The sequence below is a fragment of the Solwaraspora sp. WMMA2080 genome (assembly GCF_027497395.1).
GTDB lineage: Bacteria > Actinomycetota > Actinomycetes > Mycobacteriales > Micromonosporaceae > Micromonospora_E.
In genome coordinates this window covers 1,237,173-1,256,004 of the sequence record NZ_CP114910.1, presented here as the reverse complement: position 1 = coordinate 1,256,004, position 18,832 = coordinate 1,237,173, and the positions used below count along the sequence as shown (strand labels likewise).

General features: G+C 71.5%; 17 protein-coding genes. 11 read left to right on the top strand and 6 right to left on the bottom strand.

From position 1 onward, the window contains the following. Positions 1-24 precede the first annotated feature (24 nt). Together O7543_RS05595 and O7543_RS05590 are read left to right on the top strand one after the other, a co-directional pair. Positions 25-2,808: a DEAD/DEAH box helicase gene (locus tag O7543_RS05595; protein WP_281554828.1), complete on the top strand. Its 2,784-nt coding sequence runs from the start codon at positions 25-27 to the stop codon at positions 2,806-2,808. 169 nt (positions 2,809-2,977) lie between these two features. After that, positions 2,978-3,877: an MHYT domain-containing protein gene (locus tag O7543_RS05590; protein WP_281554829.1), complete on the top strand. Its 900-nt coding sequence runs from the start codon at positions 2,978-2,980 to the stop codon at positions 3,875-3,877. Here O7543_RS05590 and O7543_RS05585 read toward each other — a convergent pair. Continuing rightward, on the bottom strand, positions 3,848-4,825 hold the full coding sequence (locus tag O7543_RS05585) for a 5'-3' exonuclease (RefSeq protein ID WP_281554830.1): 978 nt from the start codon (positions 4,823-4,825) through the stop codon (positions 3,848-3,850). The genes O7543_RS05590 and O7543_RS05585 overlap by 30 nt on opposite strands. Positions 4,826-4,885: 60 nt before the next feature. Between O7543_RS05585 and O7543_RS05580 the strand changes: the two genes are divergently transcribed. The 4 genes from O7543_RS05580 (at position 4,886) to O7543_RS05565 (ending at position 8,142) form a co-directional block, all read left to right on the top strand. Next, positions 4,886-6,043 carry a DUF4037 domain-containing protein gene (locus tag O7543_RS05580; RefSeq protein ID WP_281554831.1) on the top strand — a complete coding sequence of 386 codons (1,158 nt, stop codon included), beginning with the start codon at positions 4,886-4,888 and terminating at the stop codon, positions 6,041-6,043. Positions 6,044-6,125: 82 nt separating this feature from the next. Beyond that, complete coding sequence (locus tag O7543_RS05575; RefSeq protein ID WP_281554832.1) at positions 6,126-7,265, top strand: acyl-CoA dehydrogenase family protein; 1,140 nt, start codon at positions 6,126-6,128, stop codon at positions 7,263-7,265. 16 nt (positions 7,266-7,281) lie between these two features. Continuing rightward, complete coding sequence (locus tag O7543_RS05570; protein ID WP_281554833.1) at positions 7,282-7,725, top strand: Lrp/AsnC family transcriptional regulator; 444 nt, start codon at positions 7,282-7,284, stop codon at positions 7,723-7,725. 222 nt (positions 7,726-7,947) lie between these two features. Further along, the gene (locus O7543_RS05565) at positions 7,948-8,142 is read left to right on the top strand and encodes a CsbD family protein (RefSeq protein WP_281554834.1); all 195 of its coding nucleotides are present in this window, start codon (positions 7,948-7,950) and stop codon (positions 8,140-8,142) included. 16 nt (positions 8,143-8,158) lie between these two features. On the opposite strand, the gene O7543_RS05560 is transcribed toward O7543_RS05565, so the two are convergent. After that, a complete protein-coding gene (locus tag O7543_RS05560) occupies positions 8,159-9,550 on the bottom strand; it encodes a lysine 2,3-aminomutase (protein ID WP_281554835.1) in 1,392 nt (463 codons plus the stop codon). Between the two features lie 182 nt (positions 9,551-9,732). On the opposite strand from O7543_RS05560, the gene O7543_RS05555 reads away from it, so the two are divergent. The 4 genes from O7543_RS05555 to O7543_RS05540 all read left to right on the top strand — a co-directional run bounded on the left by O7543_RS05555 (position 9,733) and on the right by O7543_RS05540 (position 14,942). Further along, positions 9,733-11,355 carry an amidohydrolase family protein gene (locus O7543_RS05555; protein WP_281554836.1) on the top strand — a complete coding sequence of 541 codons (1,623 nt, stop codon included), beginning with the start codon at positions 9,733-9,735 and terminating at the stop codon, positions 11,353-11,355. 568 nt (positions 11,356-11,923) lie between these two features. After that, positions 11,924-13,531, top strand: coding sequence for an apolipoprotein N-acyltransferase (gene lnt, locus O7543_RS05550; protein ID WP_281555582.1), 1,608 nt, complete (start codon positions 11,924-11,926; stop codon positions 13,529-13,531). Further along, the gene (locus O7543_RS05545) at positions 13,528-14,331 is read left to right on the top strand and encodes a polyprenol monophosphomannose synthase (protein WP_278169043.1); all 804 of its coding nucleotides are present in this window, start codon (positions 13,528-13,530) and stop codon (positions 14,329-14,331) included. The genes lnt and O7543_RS05545 overlap by 4 nt, the downstream gene beginning before the upstream one ends. Before the next feature lie 59 nt (positions 14,332-14,390). Next, positions 14,391-14,942, top strand: coding sequence for an FxsA family protein (locus O7543_RS05540; protein ID WP_281554837.1), 552 nt, complete (start codon positions 14,391-14,393; stop codon positions 14,940-14,942). 104 nt (positions 14,943-15,046) lie between these two features. Here O7543_RS05540 and O7543_RS05535 read toward each other — a convergent pair whose 3' ends face one another. Beyond that, positions 15,047-15,388 carry an RNA polymerase-binding protein RbpA gene (locus tag O7543_RS05535; RefSeq protein ID WP_123601539.1) on the bottom strand — a complete coding sequence of 114 codons (342 nt, stop codon included), beginning with the start codon at positions 15,386-15,388 and terminating at the stop codon, positions 15,047-15,049. 243 nt (positions 15,389-15,631) lie between these two features. Further along, the gene (locus tag O7543_RS05530; protein WP_281554838.1) at positions 15,632-16,771 is read right to left on the bottom strand and encodes a serine/threonine protein kinase; all 1,140 of its coding nucleotides are present in this window, start codon (positions 16,769-16,771) and stop codon (positions 15,632-15,634) included. Positions 16,772-16,883: 112 nt separating this feature from the next. On the opposite strand from O7543_RS05530, the gene O7543_RS05525 reads away from it, so the two are divergent. Beyond that, on the top strand, positions 16,884-17,480 hold the full coding sequence (locus O7543_RS05525; RefSeq protein ID WP_348650077.1) for a sugar O-acetyltransferase: 597 nt from the start codon (positions 16,884-16,886) through the stop codon (positions 17,478-17,480). 8 nt (positions 17,481-17,488) lie between these two features. On the opposite strand, the gene O7543_RS05520 is transcribed toward O7543_RS05525, so the two are convergent. Continuing rightward, positions 17,489-18,349, bottom strand: a complete 861-nt coding sequence (locus O7543_RS05520) for a hypothetical protein (protein WP_281554839.1) — start codon at positions 18,347-18,349, stop codon at positions 17,489-17,491. A gap of 37 nt (positions 18,350-18,386) precedes the next feature. Beyond that, on the bottom strand, positions 18,387-18,716 hold the full coding sequence (locus O7543_RS05515) for a nucleoside triphosphate pyrophosphohydrolase family protein (RefSeq protein ID WP_281554840.1): 330 nt from the start codon (positions 18,714-18,716) through the stop codon (positions 18,387-18,389). Positions 18,717-18,832: the final 116 nt, after the last annotated feature.

Genomic DNA, 18,832 nt, shown 5'->3' with positions numbered 1-18,832 from the left:
GCCGGCTGCGATTAATCTTGAGGTATGTCGAGCCCCGCCGAGCGGTACGCCGCAGCGCGCCGCCGGGCCGCGCAGGCCGCCGCCTTTCCCTCGCTCGGGGAGTTCACCCTCGATCTCGGTTTCGACCTGGACGACTTTCAACGGGCCGCCTGCCAGGCCCTGGAACGGGGCAGCGGGGTGCTGGTCTGCGCGCCGACCGGGGCGGGCAAGACGGTGGTCGGCGAGTTCGCGGTACACCTGGCGCTGCGCGCCGGTACCACGCCGGCCGGTGGTCCGCCGCGCAAGTGCTTCTACACCACCCCGATCAAGGCACTGTCCAACCAGAAGTACCACGACCTGGTCGGCCGGTACGGTGCAGCCCAGGTGGGGCTGCTGACCGGGGACAACGCGATCAACGGCGACGCGCCGGTGGTGGTGATGACCACCGAGGTGCTGCGCAACATGCTGTACGCCGGCTCGGCCACTCTGGACGGACTGGCGTACGTGGTGATGGACGAGGTGCACTACCTCGCCGACCGGTTCCGGGGAGCGGTCTGGGAGGAGGTGATCATCCACCTGCCGTCGTCGGTCACCCTGGTGTCGCTGTCCGCGACGGTGTCCAACGCCGAGGAGTTCGCCGACTGGCTGGTCACCGTCCGTGGCGAGACCGAGGTGGTGGTCAGCGAGCACCGCCCTGTCCCGCTGTGGCAGCACATGCTGGTGGGGCGGCGGATGTTCGACCTGTTCCACGACGCCGACGCGGCCCGCAAGCATGACGTGCATCCCGAGTTGCTGCGCTACAGCCGGGAGATGCTGCGCCGGCTGGAACTCGGTGACGGCCGTACCCACGGGCCGGGCTGGGGCCGGTCCGGTGGTCGCGGCCCGCGCTGGCGTCCCCCGCTGCGGGCGGACGTGATCGAACGCCTCGAGCGGGAAGGTCTGCTGCCGGCGATCCTGTTCGTGTTCAGCCGGGCCGGGTGCGACGCCGCCGTCGCCCAGTGCCTGGCCGCCGGTCTGCGGCTGACCACCCCGGACGAGCGCGCCGAGATCCGTCGGCTGGTGGAGTCGCGGCTGTCCAGCCTGCCGGCCGAGGACCTGTCGGTGCTCGGCTACTGGGGCTGGCTGGACGGGCTGGAACGCGGTCTCGCCGCGCACCACGCCGGCATGCTGCCGGCCTTCAAAGAGGTCGTCGAGGACCTGTTCGTCCGAGGCCTGATCAAGGCCGTGTTCGCCACCGAGACGCTGGCGTTGGGGATCAACATGCCGGCCCGCTGCGTGGTGCTGGAGCGGCTGGTCAAGTTCAACGGGGAGGCGCACGTCGACCTGACCCCGGGCGAGTACACCCAGCTGACCGGGCGGGCCGGCCGGCGCGGCATCGACGTGGAGGGCCACGCGGTGGTGGTCTGGTCGCCGGAGGTCGATCCGCGGCACGTCGCCGGGCTCGCCTCGACCCGGACCTACCCGCTGCGGTCGAGTTTCCGACCGTCCTACAACATGGCGGTCAACCTGGTCGGCACCGTCGGTTTCGACGCTGCCCGGGAGCTGCTCGAGTCGTCCTTCGCCCAGTTCCAGGCGGACCGGTCGGTGGTCGGCCTGGCCCGGCAGGCGCAGCGCAACACCGAGACCATCGAGGCGTACGGCGTCGAGGTGCGCTGTGACCTCGGCGACTTCGACGCGTACTTCGATCTGCGGGTGGCGATTGCCGACCGGGAGCGGGAGCTGGCCCGGCAGGGTCAGCAGCAGCGGCGCACCGCGGCGGTCGACTCGCTGGAGCGGCTGCGGGTCGGTGACGTCATCCGGGTGCCGTCGGGTCGACGGGCCGGGTTGGCTGTGGTACTGGATCCTGGAGCGGGCGGGTTCGGCGAGCCCCGCCCGCTGGTGCTGACCCAGGACCGGTGGGCGGGCAGGGTGTCGGTCGGCGACTTCACCGTGCCGGCGGAGGTGCTGACCCGGATCCGGGTGCCGAAGCACTTCAACCACCGGTCACCGGCGGCCCGGCGGGATCTGGCGGCGGCGGTGGCCGGCACGGGCCTGGGTCGCCACGGCGCCCGCCGCCGGGGGCGGGCGCGCGGTGACCGGGACGACGACCGGGTGACCCAGTTGCGCGCCGAGTTGCGTCGGCACCCCTGCCACAGCTGTCCGGACCGGGAGGAGCACGCCCGTTGGGCGGAACGCCGGCACCGGCTCGCCCGCGACACCGACGAGCTGCGGGCCCGGGTGGCGGGCCGGACCGGGTCGTTGACCCGGACCTTTGACCGGGTCTGCGGTCTGCTGACCGACCGCGGCTACCTGACACCGGACGGTACGGTGACCGACGCCGGGTGGATGCTGGCTCGGATCTGGACAGAGACCGACCTGCTGGTCGCCGAGTGCCTGCGCCGAAGTGTCTGGGACGGTCTGGCGCCGGCGGAGCTGGCCGCCGCGGTGTCGGTGGTGGTCTACGAGGCCCGCCGCGACGTCGACGAGCGGGCGGCGCTGCCGCGGGGGGCGGTCACCGCCGCGGTGGACGCCACCACCGCGATCTGGGCCAGCCTGGAGGCCGACGAGGCGGCCGCCGGCCTGGAGTCGACCCGGGAGCCGGATCTCGGCTTTGTCTGGCCGATCTACCGGTGGGCCCGGGGCGAGCCGCTGGCCAAGGTGCTGGCCAGCGGGGACAGCCTGGACGGGGAGATGCCGGCCGGGGACTTCGTCCGGTGGGCCCGGCAGGTCGCCGACATGCTCGGACAGCTGGCCCAGGCCCGGGGTGCGTCGCCGCAGCTGGCGCGGACCGCCGCGCAGGCGGTGTCCGCGCTGCAGCGCGGCGTGCTGGCGTACCAGACGACGGGGTGACTGCCGGTCGACGGTCGAACAGCGCACCGTAGTCACCGGAACCGGTGGTGCGTCACAATGTCGACACGGCCCGGCAAAACAACCGAACGATCGCTTGCGAAGACCGTTTCCGCTGCTCACCATCGGTCCGGGGAGTACCAGCCTGTGGTTCGGGCCGAAGGGGGCGGACGTGGCAGATATCAATCATTTTGAATACGGCTTCATTACGCCAACGCTGAGTTACGCGTTGTCGGTGCTCGGTTCGTTTCTCGGACTGATCTGCGCCGTGCGGGTCCGAGAGTCGGACACCCCGGGCCGGCGGGCCTGGTGGCTGTCGCTGTCGGCTTTCGCGATCGGCGGCACCGCCATCTGGACCATGCACTTCATGGCGATGCTCGGCTTCAGCGTGGCCGGCACCCAGATCCGCTACGACATCGCGATCACCATCGCCAGCGCGGTGATCGCGATCGCCGCAGTCGCGTTCGGGCTGTTCCTGGTCGGCTTCGGCCGGCCGTCGCTGGTGAAGATCCTGCTCGGCGGGGTCATCACCGGCTTGGGCGTGGCCGCGATGCACTACACCGGGATGGCCGCGATGCGGCTCAACGGCGACATCGACTACGCGCCGGGACGGGTGACCATCTCCGTGGTGATCGCGGTGATCGCGGCAACGGTGGCGCTGTGGCTGGCGGTCACGGTCCGCCGGCCGCTGGCGATGACCGGATCCGCGCTGCTGATGGGTGTCGCGGTCAACGGCATGCATTTCACCGGCATGACGGCGATGTCGGTACACCTGCACGAGCCGACCGGAGTGCTCAACGGGGCGACCGCGGCAACCCTGCTGGTACCGATCGGCGTGGCGGTGCTGCTCGTGGTGATCGGCCTGGTGTACGCGGTCCTGTCCGCCCCGACCGAGGAGGACCGGTCGGCGGCGGCGTACCTCGACGCGCGGATCGCCGAGCGGCGTAGCACCCCACAGCCACCGACCCCGGCCCGGCCGAACGGGTTCACCCCGCTACGCAGCGGCTCGAACACCGGCGGTGAACAGAACGCGTCGAGCCGGTCAGGCGGGTTCAACGGGTTCAACGCCTGACCCGCTAGCGTCCGCACCGCCGGACCCGCCGGCGCCCCGTGCCATCGCGTCGACCAGCCGCCGGCAGGAACCCGCGAGGTTCCACCGGTCCGCCAGCTCCATCAACCGGTCGGGGTCGGTCGGTGCGGCGGGCAGCCGCACCGGTTCGACCGCCAGATCGAGGTCCCTGGCCACCCGTACCACGGTCGGCGCGACCGCCAGGTAGTCGCGGGCGGCCGCCAGCCGGGCCCGCAGACCGGGAGCGAACCCGGACCGTGGGTCGTCCAGTGCCGTGACCAGCCCGGCAAGATCGCCGTACCGCTGCAGCAGCCGCGCGGCGGTCTTGGCGCCGACGCCCGGCACTCCCGGCAGGCCGTCGCTCGGGTCGCCGCGCAGTGCGGCGAAGTCGGCGTACCCGGCGGGCGGTACGCCGAAGCGCTGCTCGACGGCCGCGCCGTCGCAGTCCTCCAGCTTGGCCACCCCCCGACCGACGTAGAGCAGCCGGACCGGGTGGTCGTCGTCGACCAGCTGAAACAGGTCCCGGTCGCCGGAGACCACCTCGACCGGGCCGGCCTGGCGGGTGGCGAGCGTGCCGAGCACGTCGTCGGCCTCATAGCCGGCCACGCCGACCGCCGGCACCCCCAGCGCGGACAGCACGTCCAGCAGTACCGGCAGCTGCGGCACCAGGGTGTCCGGGACGATCTCCCCGCCGGTGGGTGCCACCCGGTGTGCCTTGTACGACGGCAGCAACCGCACCCGCCAGGCGGGCCGCCAGTCGTGGTCGAGGGCGCAGATCAGCCGCGCCGGCCGCCGCCGGGTGATCAGCGCGGCAAGCATGTCGAGGAAGCCGCGTACGGCGTTGACCGGTTCGCCGTCGGCGGTGCGGGCGGCGGACTCGGGTACCCCGAAGTACGCCCGGAAGTACAGGCTCGGGGCGTCGACGGCCAGCAGGGGGTCGGGTGGGTTCACGCGCTACAGCCTCGCACAGCCCGGTGACACCGCTGGTTGTCCGGCACGACCGTCGGGCTGGTGCGGCAGGCTGCCGACATGAGCTTCCTGCCCGGCCTGGAGCTGAGCCGCCGGTTTCACCACGCGGTGGTGGCGCCGGCGATCGCCGCCCGGTTCCCCCGGCTGCGCTACGCCGCGGCCCGGATGGACACCGGTTCGGAGCTGTTCGGGTTCGACACGGAACGCTCCCGCGACCATGACTGGGGTCCGCGGGTGCAGGTGTTCCTCGACTGCACAGATGCCGGCCTGGCCGACCAGGTGTGCGCCGCCGTCACCGAGGACCTGCCAGCGACCTTTCTGGGCTTCCCGACCAGGTTCGCGCCAGACGCCGACCGCACTCTGGGCGTGCCGGCGCTCGACGGCGCCCGGCACGGGGTGACGGTGACGGACGTGTCTGCCTGGTGCCAGCGGGTGCTGGGCTTCGATCCGGCCGACGGGCCGGGCCGGCTGGACTGGCTCGCCACCCCGACTCAGCGGCTCGCCGAGTTCACCGCCGGGGACGTGTTCCACGACGCCCTGCCGGACGTGGTGGCCCGGTCGGCCGGACCGACCGGTGGGCTTACCGGTCGCCGCGCGGTTCTCGCCTGGTACCCACCGGACATCTGGCGGTACGTGCTGGCCGCGGCCTGGGCCCGGGTGGCCGGCGAGGAGCCGTTCGTCGGCCGGTGCGGTGAGGTCGGCGACGAGATCGGCGGCGCGGTGGTGACCGCCCGGATCGTGCGGGACCTGATGCGGCTGGCGCTGCTGGTCGGCCGCTGCTACCCGCCGTACCACAAGTGGCTGGGCAGCGCGTTCGCCCGGCTTCCGGACGACGACGGGCTGTGCGCGACGTTGGCTGCGGCGTTGTCGGCGACCGGGTGGAGCGTGCGGCAGCGGCGGCTGTGTCAGGCGTACGAGCTACTGGCGGTGCGGACCAACCAGCTCGCGCTGGCCGCGCCGGTGGAGCCGACGGTACGGCCGTTCCGGGACCGGCCGTACCTGGTGCTCGACGCGGACAGGTTCGCCCGGGCCCTGTGGTCGGCTATCGGTGACCGCGAGCTGCGGGCTTTGCCGGTGCTGGGGGCGGTGGATCAGGTCGTCGACCACACCGCGCTGCTCACCGATGTCGCGCGGACCCGAATGGTGATGGGTCGCGTCTTGGGACTGGACCACGACGGGACGCGGCCAAACGAACGTTAAGCTTGCTGGGTGTCGATCGATACCGCCGGCCCGCCACCGTGGGCCGGCGCCGGCCCGCTCACCATCCTGGAGCGCACCCACCATGACCGTCGAACGAGTCCTGCCCACGCCCGAGGCGTACGACCTGATCGAGTTGGCCACCGAGCTCGCCGACCGGGAGTTGGCCGGCCGGGCCGCCGACTTCGAGGCACGGGCCGAGTTCCCCCGGGAGGTGGTCCGCACTCTCGGCCGGGCCGGCCTGCTCGGCCTGCCGTTCGCGGAGTCCGACGGCGGCGCGGGCCAGCCCTACGAGGTGTATCTGCAGGTGCTGGAGGTGCTGGCCAGCCGTTGGTTGGCGGTCGCCGAGGCGGTCAGCGTGCACACGTTGTCGTGTTATCCGGTGGCCGAGTACGGCACCGACCAGCAACGGAAGCTGTTGCCGGAGATGCTCGGCGGTGAGCTGCTGGGTGCGTACTGCCTCAGCGAGCCGCAGGGCGGGTCGGACGCGGCGGCGCTGACCACCCGGGCGGTTCGCGACGGCGACGACTACGTGGTGACGGGGACGAAGGCGTGGATCACCCATGCCGCGGTGGCCGACTTCTACAACGTCTTCTGCCGCACCGGCGGACCGGGCACGCGGGGCATCTCGTGTCTGTTCGTCCCGGCCGGCACTGCCGGCGTGCTGGCGCAGCCGGCGGAGCGGACCATGGGTCTGCGTTCCTCCCCGGTCGCCCAGCTGGTGTTCGACCAGGCCCGGGTGCCGGCGGACCACCTGGTCGGTGCCGCGGGTACCGGCTTCGGTGTGGCGATGTCCGCACTGGCCGCCGGCCGGCTGGGGATCGCCGCCTGCGCGGTCGGGCTGGCCCAGGCCGCGCTCGACCACGCGGTCGGCTACGCCCGGCAGCGGGAGCAGTTCGGCCGGCCGATCATCGACCTGCAGGGCCTGGGGTTCCTGCTGGCGGACATGGCCACCCAGGTGGCGGCAGCCCGGGCGGTGACCCTGGCCGCGGCCCGGTTACGCGACGCCGGTCGGGCGTACGCCGTCGAGGCGGCCAAGGCGAAACTGTTCGCCACCGATGTCGCGATGAAGGTCACCGTCGACGCGGTCCAGGTGCTCGGTGGGTACGGTTACGTGGCTGACCATCCGGTGGAGCGGTACCTGCGCGAGGCGAAGGTGCTGCAGATCGTGGAGGGGACGAACCAGATCCAGCGGGTGGTGATCTCCCGGGCACTGGCCCGGTGACGGTAGGTTTCTCGCCGTGGAAGAGACTGATCGGGCTATCGTCGCCGCGCTGACCACCGACGGCCGGGTGTCGTACACCGAGCTGGCCGAGCGGGTGGGCCTGTCGGTGTCGGCGGTTCATCAGCGGGTGCGCAGGCTGGAGCAGCGCGGGGTGGTCAACGGCTACACCGCCCGGGTGTCGTACGAGGCGGTGGGGCTGCCGTTGAGCGCGTTCGTCGCGATCCGGCCGTTCGACCCTTCCCAGCCGGACGACGCCCCGGAACGGCTGTCGCATCTGGCGGAGATCGACTCCTGCTACTCGGTGGCGGGGGAGGACTTCTACCTGCTGCTGGTCCGGGTGGGGAGTCCGGCGGACCTGGAACGGCTGCTGCAGGAGATCCGTACGGCCGCGAACGTCACCACCCGGACGACGGTGGTGCTGTCCACCCCGTACGAGTCGCGTCCACCAAAGTTGGTCTGAGTCTGAACGGGTCCTGACTCTGCTGCCGCTTGTCCCCTGCCAGGACTGCGAGACCCAGCCCTTTCCTATCATCCTAGGACGCGCTAGACGCTGTGCCCAGCATCCTCCTACACAGCCGCAGGCACGCACCGACCCCCGTACCGTTTGAAGCCCACCACGCCGGGCATGCAGGAAGCACGGACGGAAACCGTCCGGTCAGTACCGCGATAGGAGTGATCGACCATGGGCATGACCGACAAGGCACGCAACAAGGCCGAGGAGCTCAAGGGCCAGGCGAAGGAGCGCTACGGCGCGGCGACCGACAACGAGCAGATGCGAGCCGAGGGCGCCACCGAGGCGAGCAAGGCCCGGACCAAGGACGCGGGGGAGCACGCGAAGGACGCCGGCCGCAACGTACGGGACGCGTTCGGCGGCTGACGAGCAGCGGGCCGGATCAGCCGGTGGTGGTCGTCCGTTGCCGGGACCACCACCGCTGTCCGGACTCCGGCAGCGTGTCGATGGGGTCGTAGTACGGGTACCGCCGCCCCAGGTCGTCGTCGGTGCCGTCGAGCGAGGTGCGGTAGTTCTTGGTCCAGTACGAGATGCCGTGCTCCCGGTCGTACTCGGTCAGCATGTGCACCCAGCGCTTGCCGACCAGCGGCACATCGCACACGATCCGTGGGGTGGCGTAGCCGGGCAGGTAGCCCATCAGGTCGTGCTGCAACTGTTGCGCGGTCCAGACCGGGACCCGCCAGTGCTCGGCGTTGGGGATCATGTCGCAGAGGTAGAAGTAGTACGGCAGGATGCCGGCTTCGCCCTGGAGCGCGAAGCACAGATCGAGCAGGCTGTGCAGGTCGGCGTTGACGCCGCGCATCAGCACCCCCTGGTTGCGGACGTCGCGGATGCCAACGTCGAGCGCGGTCTGGGCGGCCCGGGCGACCAGCGGGGTGAGTGACTGCACGTGGTTGACGTGGGTGTGGATGGCGAGGTTGACGCCGCGGCTGGCGGCAGTGCGGGCAACGCGTTCCAGGCCGGCCACGACATCGGGCTGCAGCCAGTGCTGGGGTAGGCCCATGAGTGCCTTGGTGGCCAGCCGGATGTCCCGGATGCTGTCTATCTCCAGCAGGCTCTGCAGGTAGCTTTCGAGGTGCCGCCAGGGGAGGTTCGCCACGTCGCCGCCGGAGACGACGACGTCGCGAACTCCGGGGTGCCCGCGCAGGTAGTCGAGGTGCGCCTGGTAGCGGTTGGTGGGCTTGAGGGTCAGGCGGAGTTTGTCGATGGTCGGGGTGGAGTTGCCGACCAGGTCCATCCGGGTGCAGTGGCCGCAGTACTGCGGGCAGGTGGCGAGGAGTTCGGCGAGGACCTTGGTCGGGTAGCGGTGGGTCAGTCCTTCCGCCACCCACATGTCGTGTTCGTGCAGGGAGTCGCGGCTGGCGTACGGGTGGGACGGCCAGTCGGTCCGGCGGTCGCTGGCCAGCGGGAGCATGTAGCGCCGGATGGGGTCGGCCCGCAGGGAGTCGCCGTCGGGTGCGCCGCCCGGCACCATCGTGTTGATCATTTGCGGGGTGACCAGCATGGACATGGTGGCGTGACGGCTCTGATCGGCGCCGAGTTCGGCGTAGAAGTCGTCGTCGACGAGGTCACCGAGGACGGCGTGCAGTTGGGCGACGGTCTTGACGCAGTGGGCCCGTTGCCACTGGGCGGACTGCCACTGTTCGGGGGTGACCTCGCGCCAGCCGGGTAGTCGGGTCCAGTCGGGTTCGACGAGTTCGCGGCGCTGGTATTCGTACGGCTGGGGCAGCGTCGGGGTGGTTCCGGGGCTGTTCGCCGAGGTGGGTTGCGGCATCGGTCCTCCTGGCTCGGTGCGTCCGGTGGGGCGTACCGCACTCCTGGATAATTTCCTGTGTGTTGACTAGTCTGCCGTAAGTCTTCCGGTCCTGCTAGGTGCTAGGTGGTGATTCGGTTGTCGATCGGTGGCTCCGGTGGGCAGCTGTCGTCTCCCGCGCAGGTGGGGAGCAGACTGAGCAGATGACGACTCGTACGGTGAGTTCGGAGGCCGGTCTGCCCGTGGTCCTGTACCGGGGCGGCAGGTTGTACTGCCCGGCGGTGCCGGGAGCGACGGCGTTGCTGGTGCGCGACGGCCGGATCGGCTGGTTGGGCGCGGACACGGACGCGCCCACGGCGGACGTCGTGGTCGACCTGGCCGGCGCGCTGGTGACTCCAGCCTTCGTCGACGCGCATGTGCACGCGACCGACACCGGCCTGGTGCTGTCCGGCCTGGATCTGTCGTCGGTGCGTTCCCCGGCCGAGCTGGTCGACCGGGTGGCCGGCTTCGCGGCGGGGCTGCCGCCGGACGCGGTGGTGCTGGGGCACGGGTGGGACGAGTCGACGTGGCAGCGGCCGGTGCCGCCGGACGCGCGGCAGTTGTCGGCGGCGTCGGGCGGTCGGCGGGTGTACCTGTCTCAGGCGTCGATCCATTCGGCGCTGGTGTCGTCGGAGATGCTGGCGGCGGTGCCGGGTCTGGCGGAACGCTCCGATCCGCCGGGGTGGGTGCGGGAGGACGACCATCACGCGGTGCGGGCGGTGGCGTTCGGGTCGTTGACACCGGCGCAGCGTGCGGCGGCGCAGCGGGCCGCGTTGGCTGCGGCGGCCGGCGCGGGTATCGCGGCGGTGCACGAGTGCGGCGGTCCGCAGACGTCGTCGGAGTCCGACTTCGTCTCCGTGCTGGCGATGTCGGGCGACGGCCTGCCGGAGGTGTACGGGTACTGGGGGGAGTTTCTGGGCGCGGCGCGGGCACGGGAGCTGGGTGCGGTGGCCGCCGGTGGTGACCTGTACGCCGACGGCGCGTTGGGGTCGCGGACGGCGTACCTGTCGCAGCCGTACGTCGACGGCGGCGGCTGTGGCAGTTGTTTCCTGGACGCCGATCAGGTCGCGGCGCATCTGGTGGATTGTGTCCGGTCGGGGGTGCAGGGCGGGTTCCACGCGATCGGTGACGCGGCGGTGGCGGCGGTCGTGGACGGTTTCGCGGTGGCGGCCGGCGAGGTCGGGATGGAGCGGCTGCGGGCCGGCCGGCACCGGGTGGAGCACGTCGAGTTGGTCGACAAGCGGGTGATCGGGGCGTTCGTCGAGTTCGGGGTGGTGGCCAGCGTGCAGCCGGCGTTCGACCGGTTGTGGGGTGGTGAGGGTCAGATGTACGCGGCGCGGCTGGGCGTGGACCGGGCGTTGGCGTCGAATCCGTTCGGGGCGTTGCACGGGGTGGGTGTCACGTTGGCATTCGGTTCGGACTCGCCGGTGACGCCGCTGGATCCGTGGGGTGGGGTGCGGGCTGCGGTTTCGCACTTCAATCCGGCGTCACGGTTGGCGGTTCGGTCGGCGTTCGCCGCGCACACCAGGGGCGGTTGGCGAGCGTTGCCGCCGGGTGTGGTGCAGACCGCGCAGGAGGGGGCGTTGGCGCTGGGGGCGGCGGCGACGTTCGCGGTGTGGGAGACGCCGGCGGGTGTGTCGGCGGACGGCCTGCCGGTCCTGGTGGCGGAGGATCCTGCGCTGCGCGGGCCGGCGGATCCGACGCCGTTGCCGCGGTGTCTGCGGACGGTGCTGCGGGGGCGGGAGATCTTCGTGGCGGCGGATCGGGCGGCGGCCGGTGTGGGGTGAGCGGGGGCGGCCGGTGACACGCCGGTGATGACACGCCGGTGGCGGTGGTCGATGTTCCTGGGCCGGGTTGACAGCACCGGGGGTGGCCCGCGTACCGTCTTTGAGTCCTACCACGGGAAGCGGCTGTTGTTCGCTTCGTTTCTTCGTCCGCTGGCCGAGCGACTGTTGTCGCAGTGTGGTTGTGCCGCTCGTGGATTGCCACGGGTGGTGTCCGCATCGGCCAGGTCCAGTGGGCGAGGGTCGGCGAGGCGGCGCGAACCGGCCGCGACTTTCCGGTGTACGGGCAGGTGGTCGTGCGGGGCCAGTAGACAACGGTCCGTCGGGGGCAGCCAGTTCCCGGTTGGCCGGTCCGAAGGTCGCCGTACGGTCGTCCTGCCGCATCGGCGGGGGAGGGGCCTGGGAGCGCGGGGCGCGGCCGGATCGGCCGCGCCCCGATTTCTCGTTCGGTGGGCGGTGCGTCGCCGGCTGTGGCTGTCGTCGTCGGTCGGGCGGGCTTGCCGGTAGCCTTCGTCGGATGGATCGGTGGCTGCCGCGGGTGGTGGCCTGGCGGGTGGGGCTCGACGTGGCGATGGTGGATGCGGCGGTGACGCCGGTGCGGTCGGGGCCGGCGGCGGTCGCGGCGGCGGGTGGCCCGTTGGGGTTGCCGTGGGCGATCGGTCTGGCGGTGTTGTCGGGCGCGGCGCTGCTGGTGGCTTTTCCGCCGTACGGCTGGTGGTGGGCGGCCCCGGTGGGGGTGGCGGTGTTGTCGGTGGCGGTGCATCGGCGTCGGTTGCGGGCGGGTGCGGGTCTGGGGTTCGTGGCCGGGGTGGTGTTCTTCGCGCCGTTGCTGAGTTGGACGAATCTGCACACGGGCAGTTTGCCGTGGGTGTTGCTGTCGGGGTTGCAGGCCGGTTACCTGGCGTTGCTGGGTGCGGTGGCGGCGTTCGTGTCGCCGGTGGTGGATCGTCGCCGGGTGGTGCTGTGGCCGGTGGTGACCGGGTTGTTGTGGGTGGGGCAGGAGGCGTTGCGGGGTCGGACGCCGTTCGGTGGGTTCCCGTGGGGGCGGTTGGCGTTCAGTCAGGGTGATTCGCCGGTGTTGTCGTGGGCGGCGGTGGGTGGGGCGCCGTTGGTGACGTTCGTGGTGGCGGTGGCCGGTGGGGTGTTGGCTGCGGGGGTGTGGCGTTCCTGGCGTTCGTTGCGAGGTTTGGCGCCGGTGGCCGGGGGTGTCGGTGCGGCGGTGCTGGTGCTGCTGGTGGGTGGCTTGGTGCCGGTGGGGGGCGGATCGTCGGGTTCGGTGGTGGTAGCGCTCGTGCAGGGCAACGTGCCGCGGATGGGGTTGGATTTCAACGCCCAGCGCCGGGCTGTGTTGGACAACCATGTGCAGGGCACGGTCCGGTTGGCGCGGCAGGTGGCGGCCGGTGAGGTGCCGGCGCCGGATCTGGTGGTGTGGCCGGAGAACGCCAGCGACGTGGATCCGACGCGTGACCCGCGGGCGGCGGCGAGTATCGATGAGGCGGCGGCGGCTATCGGGGTGCCGATCCTGGTGGGTGCGTTGGCGTACGGGCCCGGTGCCGGGGAGGTGCGCAACGTGAGCCTGGTGTGGGAGCCGGGTTCCGGTGGCGACGTGGAGCAGGTGTACGTGAAGCGGCATCCGGTGCCGTTCGCTGAGTATGTGCCGTTTCGGCGGTTGGCGCGGATGGTCACCGATCAGGTGGATCTGGTCCGGGCGGATTTCGTGGCCGGCTCGCAGCCGGGTGTGCTGCGGGTGGGTCCGGTGGCGGTCAGCGGCATCATCTGTTTCGAGGTGGCCTACGACGGGTTGGTCCGTGACACGGTGACCGGTGGTGCACAGGTGTTGGCGGTGCAGACGAACAACGCGACGTTCAATGAGGCCGAGGCGGCGCAGCAGTTGGCGATGGTGCGGTTGCGGGCGGTGGAGCATGGTCGGGCCGGGTTGATGGCGTCGACCGTTGGCATATCAGCGTTTGTCGATCAGAATGGGCGGGTGTCGCAGCCGACCCGGTTCAACACGGCGGCCGCCGTGGTGAGTGAGCTCGAGCTCGGGGCGACGCGTACTCTTGCGACTCGGATGGGTTTCTGGCCCGAGGCGGTGCTGGTGGTGTTCGCCGGCGCGGTGCTGGTCGCCGCGGTGTGGCTGCGGCGGCGGGTGGTCAGTTCGGATACGGAGGTACGGTGAGCGAGGCGGTGTCGGCGGGCGGTGGCCCGGAGGGCTACCCGGGTGTCGGTCGGGTGCTGGTGGTCGTTCCCACCTACAACGAGGCGGAGAACGTACGTCTGATCACCGCCCGGATCCGCGACGCTGTGCCCCAGGTCGACGTGCTGATCGCCGACGACAACTCGCCGGACGGTACCGGGGCGGTCGCCGATGAGCTGGCTGCGGCCGACGGCCAGGTGCATGTGCTGCACCGGCCGGGGAAACAGGGTCTCGGCGCGGCCTACGTCGCCGGGTTCGGCTGGGCGCGGGAGCGTGGCTACGACGCGGTGGTCGAGATGGACGCTGACGGTTCGCATGCTCCGGAGCAGTTGCCGCAGCTGCTGGACGCGGCGCGGGACGCCGACGTGGTGATCGGTTCCCGGTGGGTGCCGGGCGGTGAGGTGGTGAACTGGCCGCGGCACCGGTGGGTGCTGTCGCAGGGGGCGAACCTGTACACGCGGTTGGCGCTGGGTATGCCGGTGCGGGACGCGACCGGTGGTTACCGGGTGTACCGGATCGCGGTGCTCGACAAGATCGACTACGCGAGTGTGTCGTCGCAGGGCTACTCGTTCCAGGTGGAGTTGACCTGGCGGGCGCACCGTGAGGGGTTCCGCATCGTCGAGGTGCCGATCACGTTCGCGGAGCGGGAGCAGGGCGCGAGCAAGATGAGCGCGTCGATCGTGCGGGAGGCGTTGTGGCGGGTGACCGTCTGGGGGGTTCGGGCCCGCCGGGACGGGTTGACCGGCCGGCGTCGCGACACGGCGTCGGCGCGCTGGCCGTGACGACGGCGCGTGCCATGATGCTGGACAGGTGACGTGACGCCACGTTCGCAGGAGGTGACATGCGCCGGGGAGTGCGGTTGATCCCGTTGGCGTTGGCGGCCGGTCTGGTGCTGGAGGTCGCCGTTTTCCTGCTGATCGCCCATCAGATCGGCTACGGGTGGGCGTTGCTGTTGGTGCTGGCCGCTTCCCTGGCAGGTATGGCGCTGCTGCGTCGGGAAGGGACGCGCGCCTGGCGGAGTTTCCGGGCGGCGGCGCAGTCCGGTCGCCCACCCGGCGAGCAGGTCAGTGATGGTCTGCTCGGGTTGGTCGCTGGTGTGTTGTTGGCGTCGCCGGGGCTGGTCAGTGGCGTGTTCGGTGGTGTGTTGGCGGTGCCGCAGGTGCGGCGGGTGGTGCGGCGGCGGGTTCAGGTCGCTGCGGAGCGGCGGATGTCGTCGGCGGCGGCGGCGGAGATGTTCGGGCCGCGCCGGGTGCGGGTGTATCCGCCGCCGCCGCCGCCGCCGTCGCCGTCGGCGTCCGGTTCGCCGCCGGCGGGGTCTGTGGACGGTTCCGCGCAGCAAACCGCTGCGGGTGGTCCGACGATCGAAGGGGAGATCGTCGACCCGCCGCGGTGAGCGGGCAACGCGGGGCGGGAGCGTGACGATGCCCCTGACGCCGGCGTACGGCATCAGGGGCGTCGGGTGTCTGGTCTGCCCGCCGGTCGGCGGGGGCGGGTGGGTCAGACGCCGCCGCGCCGGTTGCGGACCTCCTGCAGACGTTCGGCCAGGATGTCTTCCAGTTCGGCGATCGACCGCCGTTCCAGGAGCATGTCCCAGTGGGTGCGTGGCGGCTTGGCCTTCTTCTGCTCCGGTTCGCTGCCGTCGACCAGCCGGGCGACGCTGCCGTCGAACTTGCATTCCCAGGTCACCGGCACCTCCGCGTCGACGGCGAACGGGACCTCGAACTGGTGGCCTTTGGCGCAGAGGTACTCGCGGGTCTGGCGCGGCGCGAGTTCCGTGTTGCGGTCGGACTCGTAGCTGACTGCTCCCAGACGGCTTCCGCGCAGCATGCGCTCGCCCATGATCGGCTATCCCCTCGGTCGTGGTGCTGGTCTTCAGGTGTAACGATGTGCCCGGGGCGGGCGATTCCCGCTGTCAGCGGACGCTGCCTGGTAGCGGCAGGGCCCGCGCCCGGACGTGTGCGAGCGTATCCGGCCGATGCTCGTTGCTGCCGTGTCACTGGTGCGCGGACGCCGTCGCCGCCGGGGTGAAACACGGCGTTAACGAAGTCTGGCACATCGGTGACGATGTTGATGCGATGTAGGTCACTGTGCCGGCGCCGCCGGTGGCTTGTCGACCGGCCGCTGGGCGGTGCTGAGCGCTGCCAGCGCCGTGGCGAGGTCGCTGACCTGACGGGACAGTTCCGTGACCCGGTTCTGGGCGTTGTCACGTTCGGCCCGGGCGGTGTCGAGCGTGGCGGCGAGTTCCGTCGCGGTGTGTCGGGCCTGTTCGGCGCGGGCGACGGCGGCTGCGGTCTCCGCCCGGGCGGTGTCGGCGTCAACGCGGGCGGTGTCGGCATGGTGTCGCGCCGCATCGGCGCGCCGCTGCCACTGGTCGATGTCGGCGCGGGCCCGGTGCAGCTCTTCACCTGCGGCGGCGGCGTCTGTGCGCGCCTGAGCGGCGTCGGCCCGGGCGGCTTCGGCTTGCGCGCCCGCCCGGTCGGCGCGGATGTCGGCCTGCCGGCGGTGGTCGTCGGCGGTGCGTGCGGCTTCGCTGGCGTCGGCCGCTGCGGCGGTGGCGGCTGCCGCCTCCCGGGTGAGTTCGTCGATGACGCGCCGGTCGTCGTCGTGTTGCCGGGTCAGTTGTTGCAGTTGTTCACGGACGGTGTCGCGGTCGTGTTCGGCCTGCCGCAGCAGTGCGGCGGCGGCAGCAGCCCGCTGCTGCGCGGCGGCCTGTTCCGTCCGTGCCTGCGCGGCCTGCTGGCGGGCCGCCGCGGCTTCGACGGTCGCGGTTCCGGCGCGTGCCTCGGCGGTTTCGGCGCGGGCGGCGGCCTGCGCGGCGGCCTGTTGTGCCTGGGTGGCGGCTGTCGTGGCGGCTTCGGCGAGCTGCCGCGCGTCGTCGCGTTCGGCCTGGGCGGCGGCGAGGGTGGCGGCGGCTTCGGCCCGGACTTCGGCGACGCGACGGTCGACGCCGGCTGGGGAGAGTTCGGCGTGCAGTGTCTCGGTGAGGGTGCCGACCATCTGGTCGAGGCGGTCGACGAGTTCCCAGCTGCGGGCGATCTGGCCGGCGAGACCAGGGGCGTCGCGGCGGCGCATCCGGTTGGCGCGGGAGGCGCGTTGGCAGGCTCCGTCGTTGTCGCGGCAGTACCGGAAGGGGCGGCCGGCGGCTGCCCGTTGCGGTACGGGTGCGCCGCAGTGTGCGCAGGGCCGGGTTGCGGTATCGGTGTCCGGCGGCGGGGTGTCCATCGCCGCCGAAGTGTAGTTGCCGGTCTGACGCGTACCGCCGTCGTGGTGGCCGCAGGTCTGACTTCGGCTGCTTCGCGGGGTGTGTTCCGGCTGTGCGGCGTACGGTCGGCTGGTGGGTTCTGGCGGTGTTGGGCGGTCGATGCGGGAACGGATGGTCGCTGGTGACCTGTACCGTGCCGACGATCCGGAGCTGGTCGAGATGTCGCTGCGGGCGATGGATCTGACTGAGGAGTACAACCGCACGTCGGCGCGTGACGGTGAGCGGCGCCGGGCACTGCTCGTCGAACTGTTCGCCGAGGTGGGGGAGGATACCGAGGTACGGCCTCCGCTGTGGGTCGACTACGGCGTTCACATCAGCGTCGGGTCCCGTACCTTCGTCAACTTCGGGCTGGTGGCGTTGGATGCGGCGGCCATCAGCGTCGGTGACGATGTGCAGATCGGCTGCAACGTGCAGGTGTTGACGCCGACTCATCCGCTCGCGGCCGGTGCACGCCGGGACAAGTGGGAGTCCGCGGAGCCGGTCCGGATCGGCGACAACGTGTGGCTGGGCGGCGGGGTGATCGTGCTGCCCGGGGTGGAGATCGGCAGGGACACGGTGGTCGGTGCGGGGTCGGTGGTGACCCGGAGCCTGCCGGCCGGGGTGCTCGCGGTCGGCAACCCGGCGCGGGTGGTGCGGGATCTGCCGGGCGACCGGACCGGCGGAGGGTGACGCGGGCGTCAGTCGGCCTGCAGGGCGTCGACGAGACGCTCGAGCGCGGCCGGTGTGGTCTGGGGCAGGAACAGGGAGGGCTCCACCAGTTCCAGTTCCAGCACGCACGGCTGGCCGTGGTCGTCGCGGACGAGGTCGACCCGGGCGTAGAGCGGGACGCCGAACGAGTCGGTGACGGTGTCGACGGCTTTGCGCGCTACGGCGATCAGTTCCGGGTCGGCGACATGTGGCGTGCTGGTTTCCGGCGCGAACAGGTCGTCGATCGGGTCGGTGTGGGGCAACAGGACCCGTTTGTTCGCGGCGTGGCTGAACCTGCCGGTGAAGAAGACGAGGGGCCATTCTCCGTCGTCGGCCACCGAGGTGAGTCGTGGCTGGACCAGCACGCTGGTGCCGGCGGCGTGCAGTCTGCGGACGTGGGCGTACGCCTCGTCGTGCTGTGCCGGCCGGTACGAGGCGACGTGCCGGCTTCCCGCGCCGACGGCCGGTTTCACCACGAAGTCGCCGGCGGGGAAGTGTGGACGGTGCCCCGGCTCCACGAACGTGGTCGGTGTGACGGGTACCCCGGCCCGGTCGAGGTCAGCGAGGTAGTGCTTGTCCAGGTTCCACCGCAGCATCGGTAGCGGATTACGCAGATCCGTCACCTGTTCGACGGTTTCCAGCCAGGTGAGGAACTGTCCGAGCCGTTGCGGGTAGTCCCAGGTCGAGCGCAGGACGGCCCGGTCGTAGTCGGCCCACCGCACCGCAGGGTCGTTCCACACCACCACGTCGACGGCGAGGCCGGCCTGCCGTAGCGCCGGCAGGGCCAGCGGTTCGTCCTCGTCGTGTCCGCGTGCCTCGTGGGCGGAGACCCATGCCAGCCGGGTGACCATGCGTTGATCGTACGGCCCGGACGGTGGACGGGCCGGGTCAGCGGTTGTCGCCGCTGCCACCGAGTACGCCACGGTTCTGGCGGCTGGCCAGCTTGGCCAGGTTGCCGGTCGCGATGTCGTTGAGTGACAGGTCGAGGTAGGCGGCGAGGGTCGCCACGTACCACAGGACGTCGCCGAGTTCCTTGGCGATGTCGGCCCGGTCGAGTCTGGACTCGTCGCTGTCGTGGTCTCGGACCCATTTCTTGAACTTCTCGGCGATTTCGCCGGACTCGCCGACGAGTCCGAGTACCAGGTGGAGCAGTTCGTTGTTCTTGTCGCGTGGCGTGGCGGTGCGCAGGGCGCCGCGCTGGTAGTCGTCCAGGTCCATGGCGGACCAGTATGGCGGTTCACGCTCGCCCGCGCCGCTCCGCACCCTGTCGCCGGATTATCGGATTATCGGAAACGGCTATCCAATAATCCAAGCGGAGCCTCGGGCGCCGACAA

What these genes read in the sequence shown, in the direction of transcription:
- O7543_RS05595 (WP_281554828.1), top strand. Translation starts at nt 25, where the DNA reads ATGTCGAGCCCCGCCGAGCGGTACGCCGCAGCGCGCCGCCGGGCCGCG.
- O7543_RS05575 (WP_281554832.1), top strand. Translation starts at nt 6,126, where the DNA reads ATGACCGTCGAACGAGTCCTGCCCACGCCCGAGGCGTACGACCTGATC.
- O7543_RS05565 (WP_281554834.1), top strand. Translation starts at nt 7,948, where the DNA reads ATGGGCATGACCGACAAGGCACGCAACAAGGCCGAGGAGCTCAAGGGC.
- O7543_RS05560 (WP_281554835.1), bottom strand. Translation starts at nt 9,550, where the DNA reads ATGCCGCAACCCACCTCGGCGAACAGCCCCGGAACCACCCCGACGCTG.
- O7543_RS05555 (WP_281554836.1), top strand. Translation starts at nt 9,733, where the DNA reads ATGACGACTCGTACGGTGAGTTCGGAGGCCGGTCTGCCCGTGGTCCTG.
- lnt (WP_281555582.1), top strand. Translation starts at nt 11,924, where the DNA reads ATGGTGGATGCGGCGGTGACGCCGGTGCGGTCGGGGCCGGCGGCGGTC.
- O7543_RS05540 (WP_281554837.1), top strand. Translation starts at nt 14,391, where the DNA reads ATGCGCCGGGGAGTGCGGTTGATCCCGTTGGCGTTGGCGGCCGGTCTG.
- O7543_RS05535 (WP_123601539.1), bottom strand. Translation starts at nt 15,388, where the DNA reads ATGGGCGAGCGCATGCTGCGCGGAAGCCGTCTGGGAGCAGTCAGCTAC.
- O7543_RS05530 (WP_281554838.1), bottom strand. Translation starts at nt 16,771, where the DNA reads ATGGACACCCCGCCGCCGGACACCGATACCGCAACCCGGCCCTGCGCA.
- O7543_RS05520 (WP_281554839.1), bottom strand. Translation starts at nt 18,349, where the DNA reads ATGGTCACCCGGCTGGCATGGGTCTCCGCCCACGAGGCACGCGGACAC.
- O7543_RS05515 (WP_281554840.1), bottom strand. Translation starts at nt 18,716, where the DNA reads ATGGACCTGGACGACTACCAGCGCGGCGCCCTGCGCACCGCCACGCCA.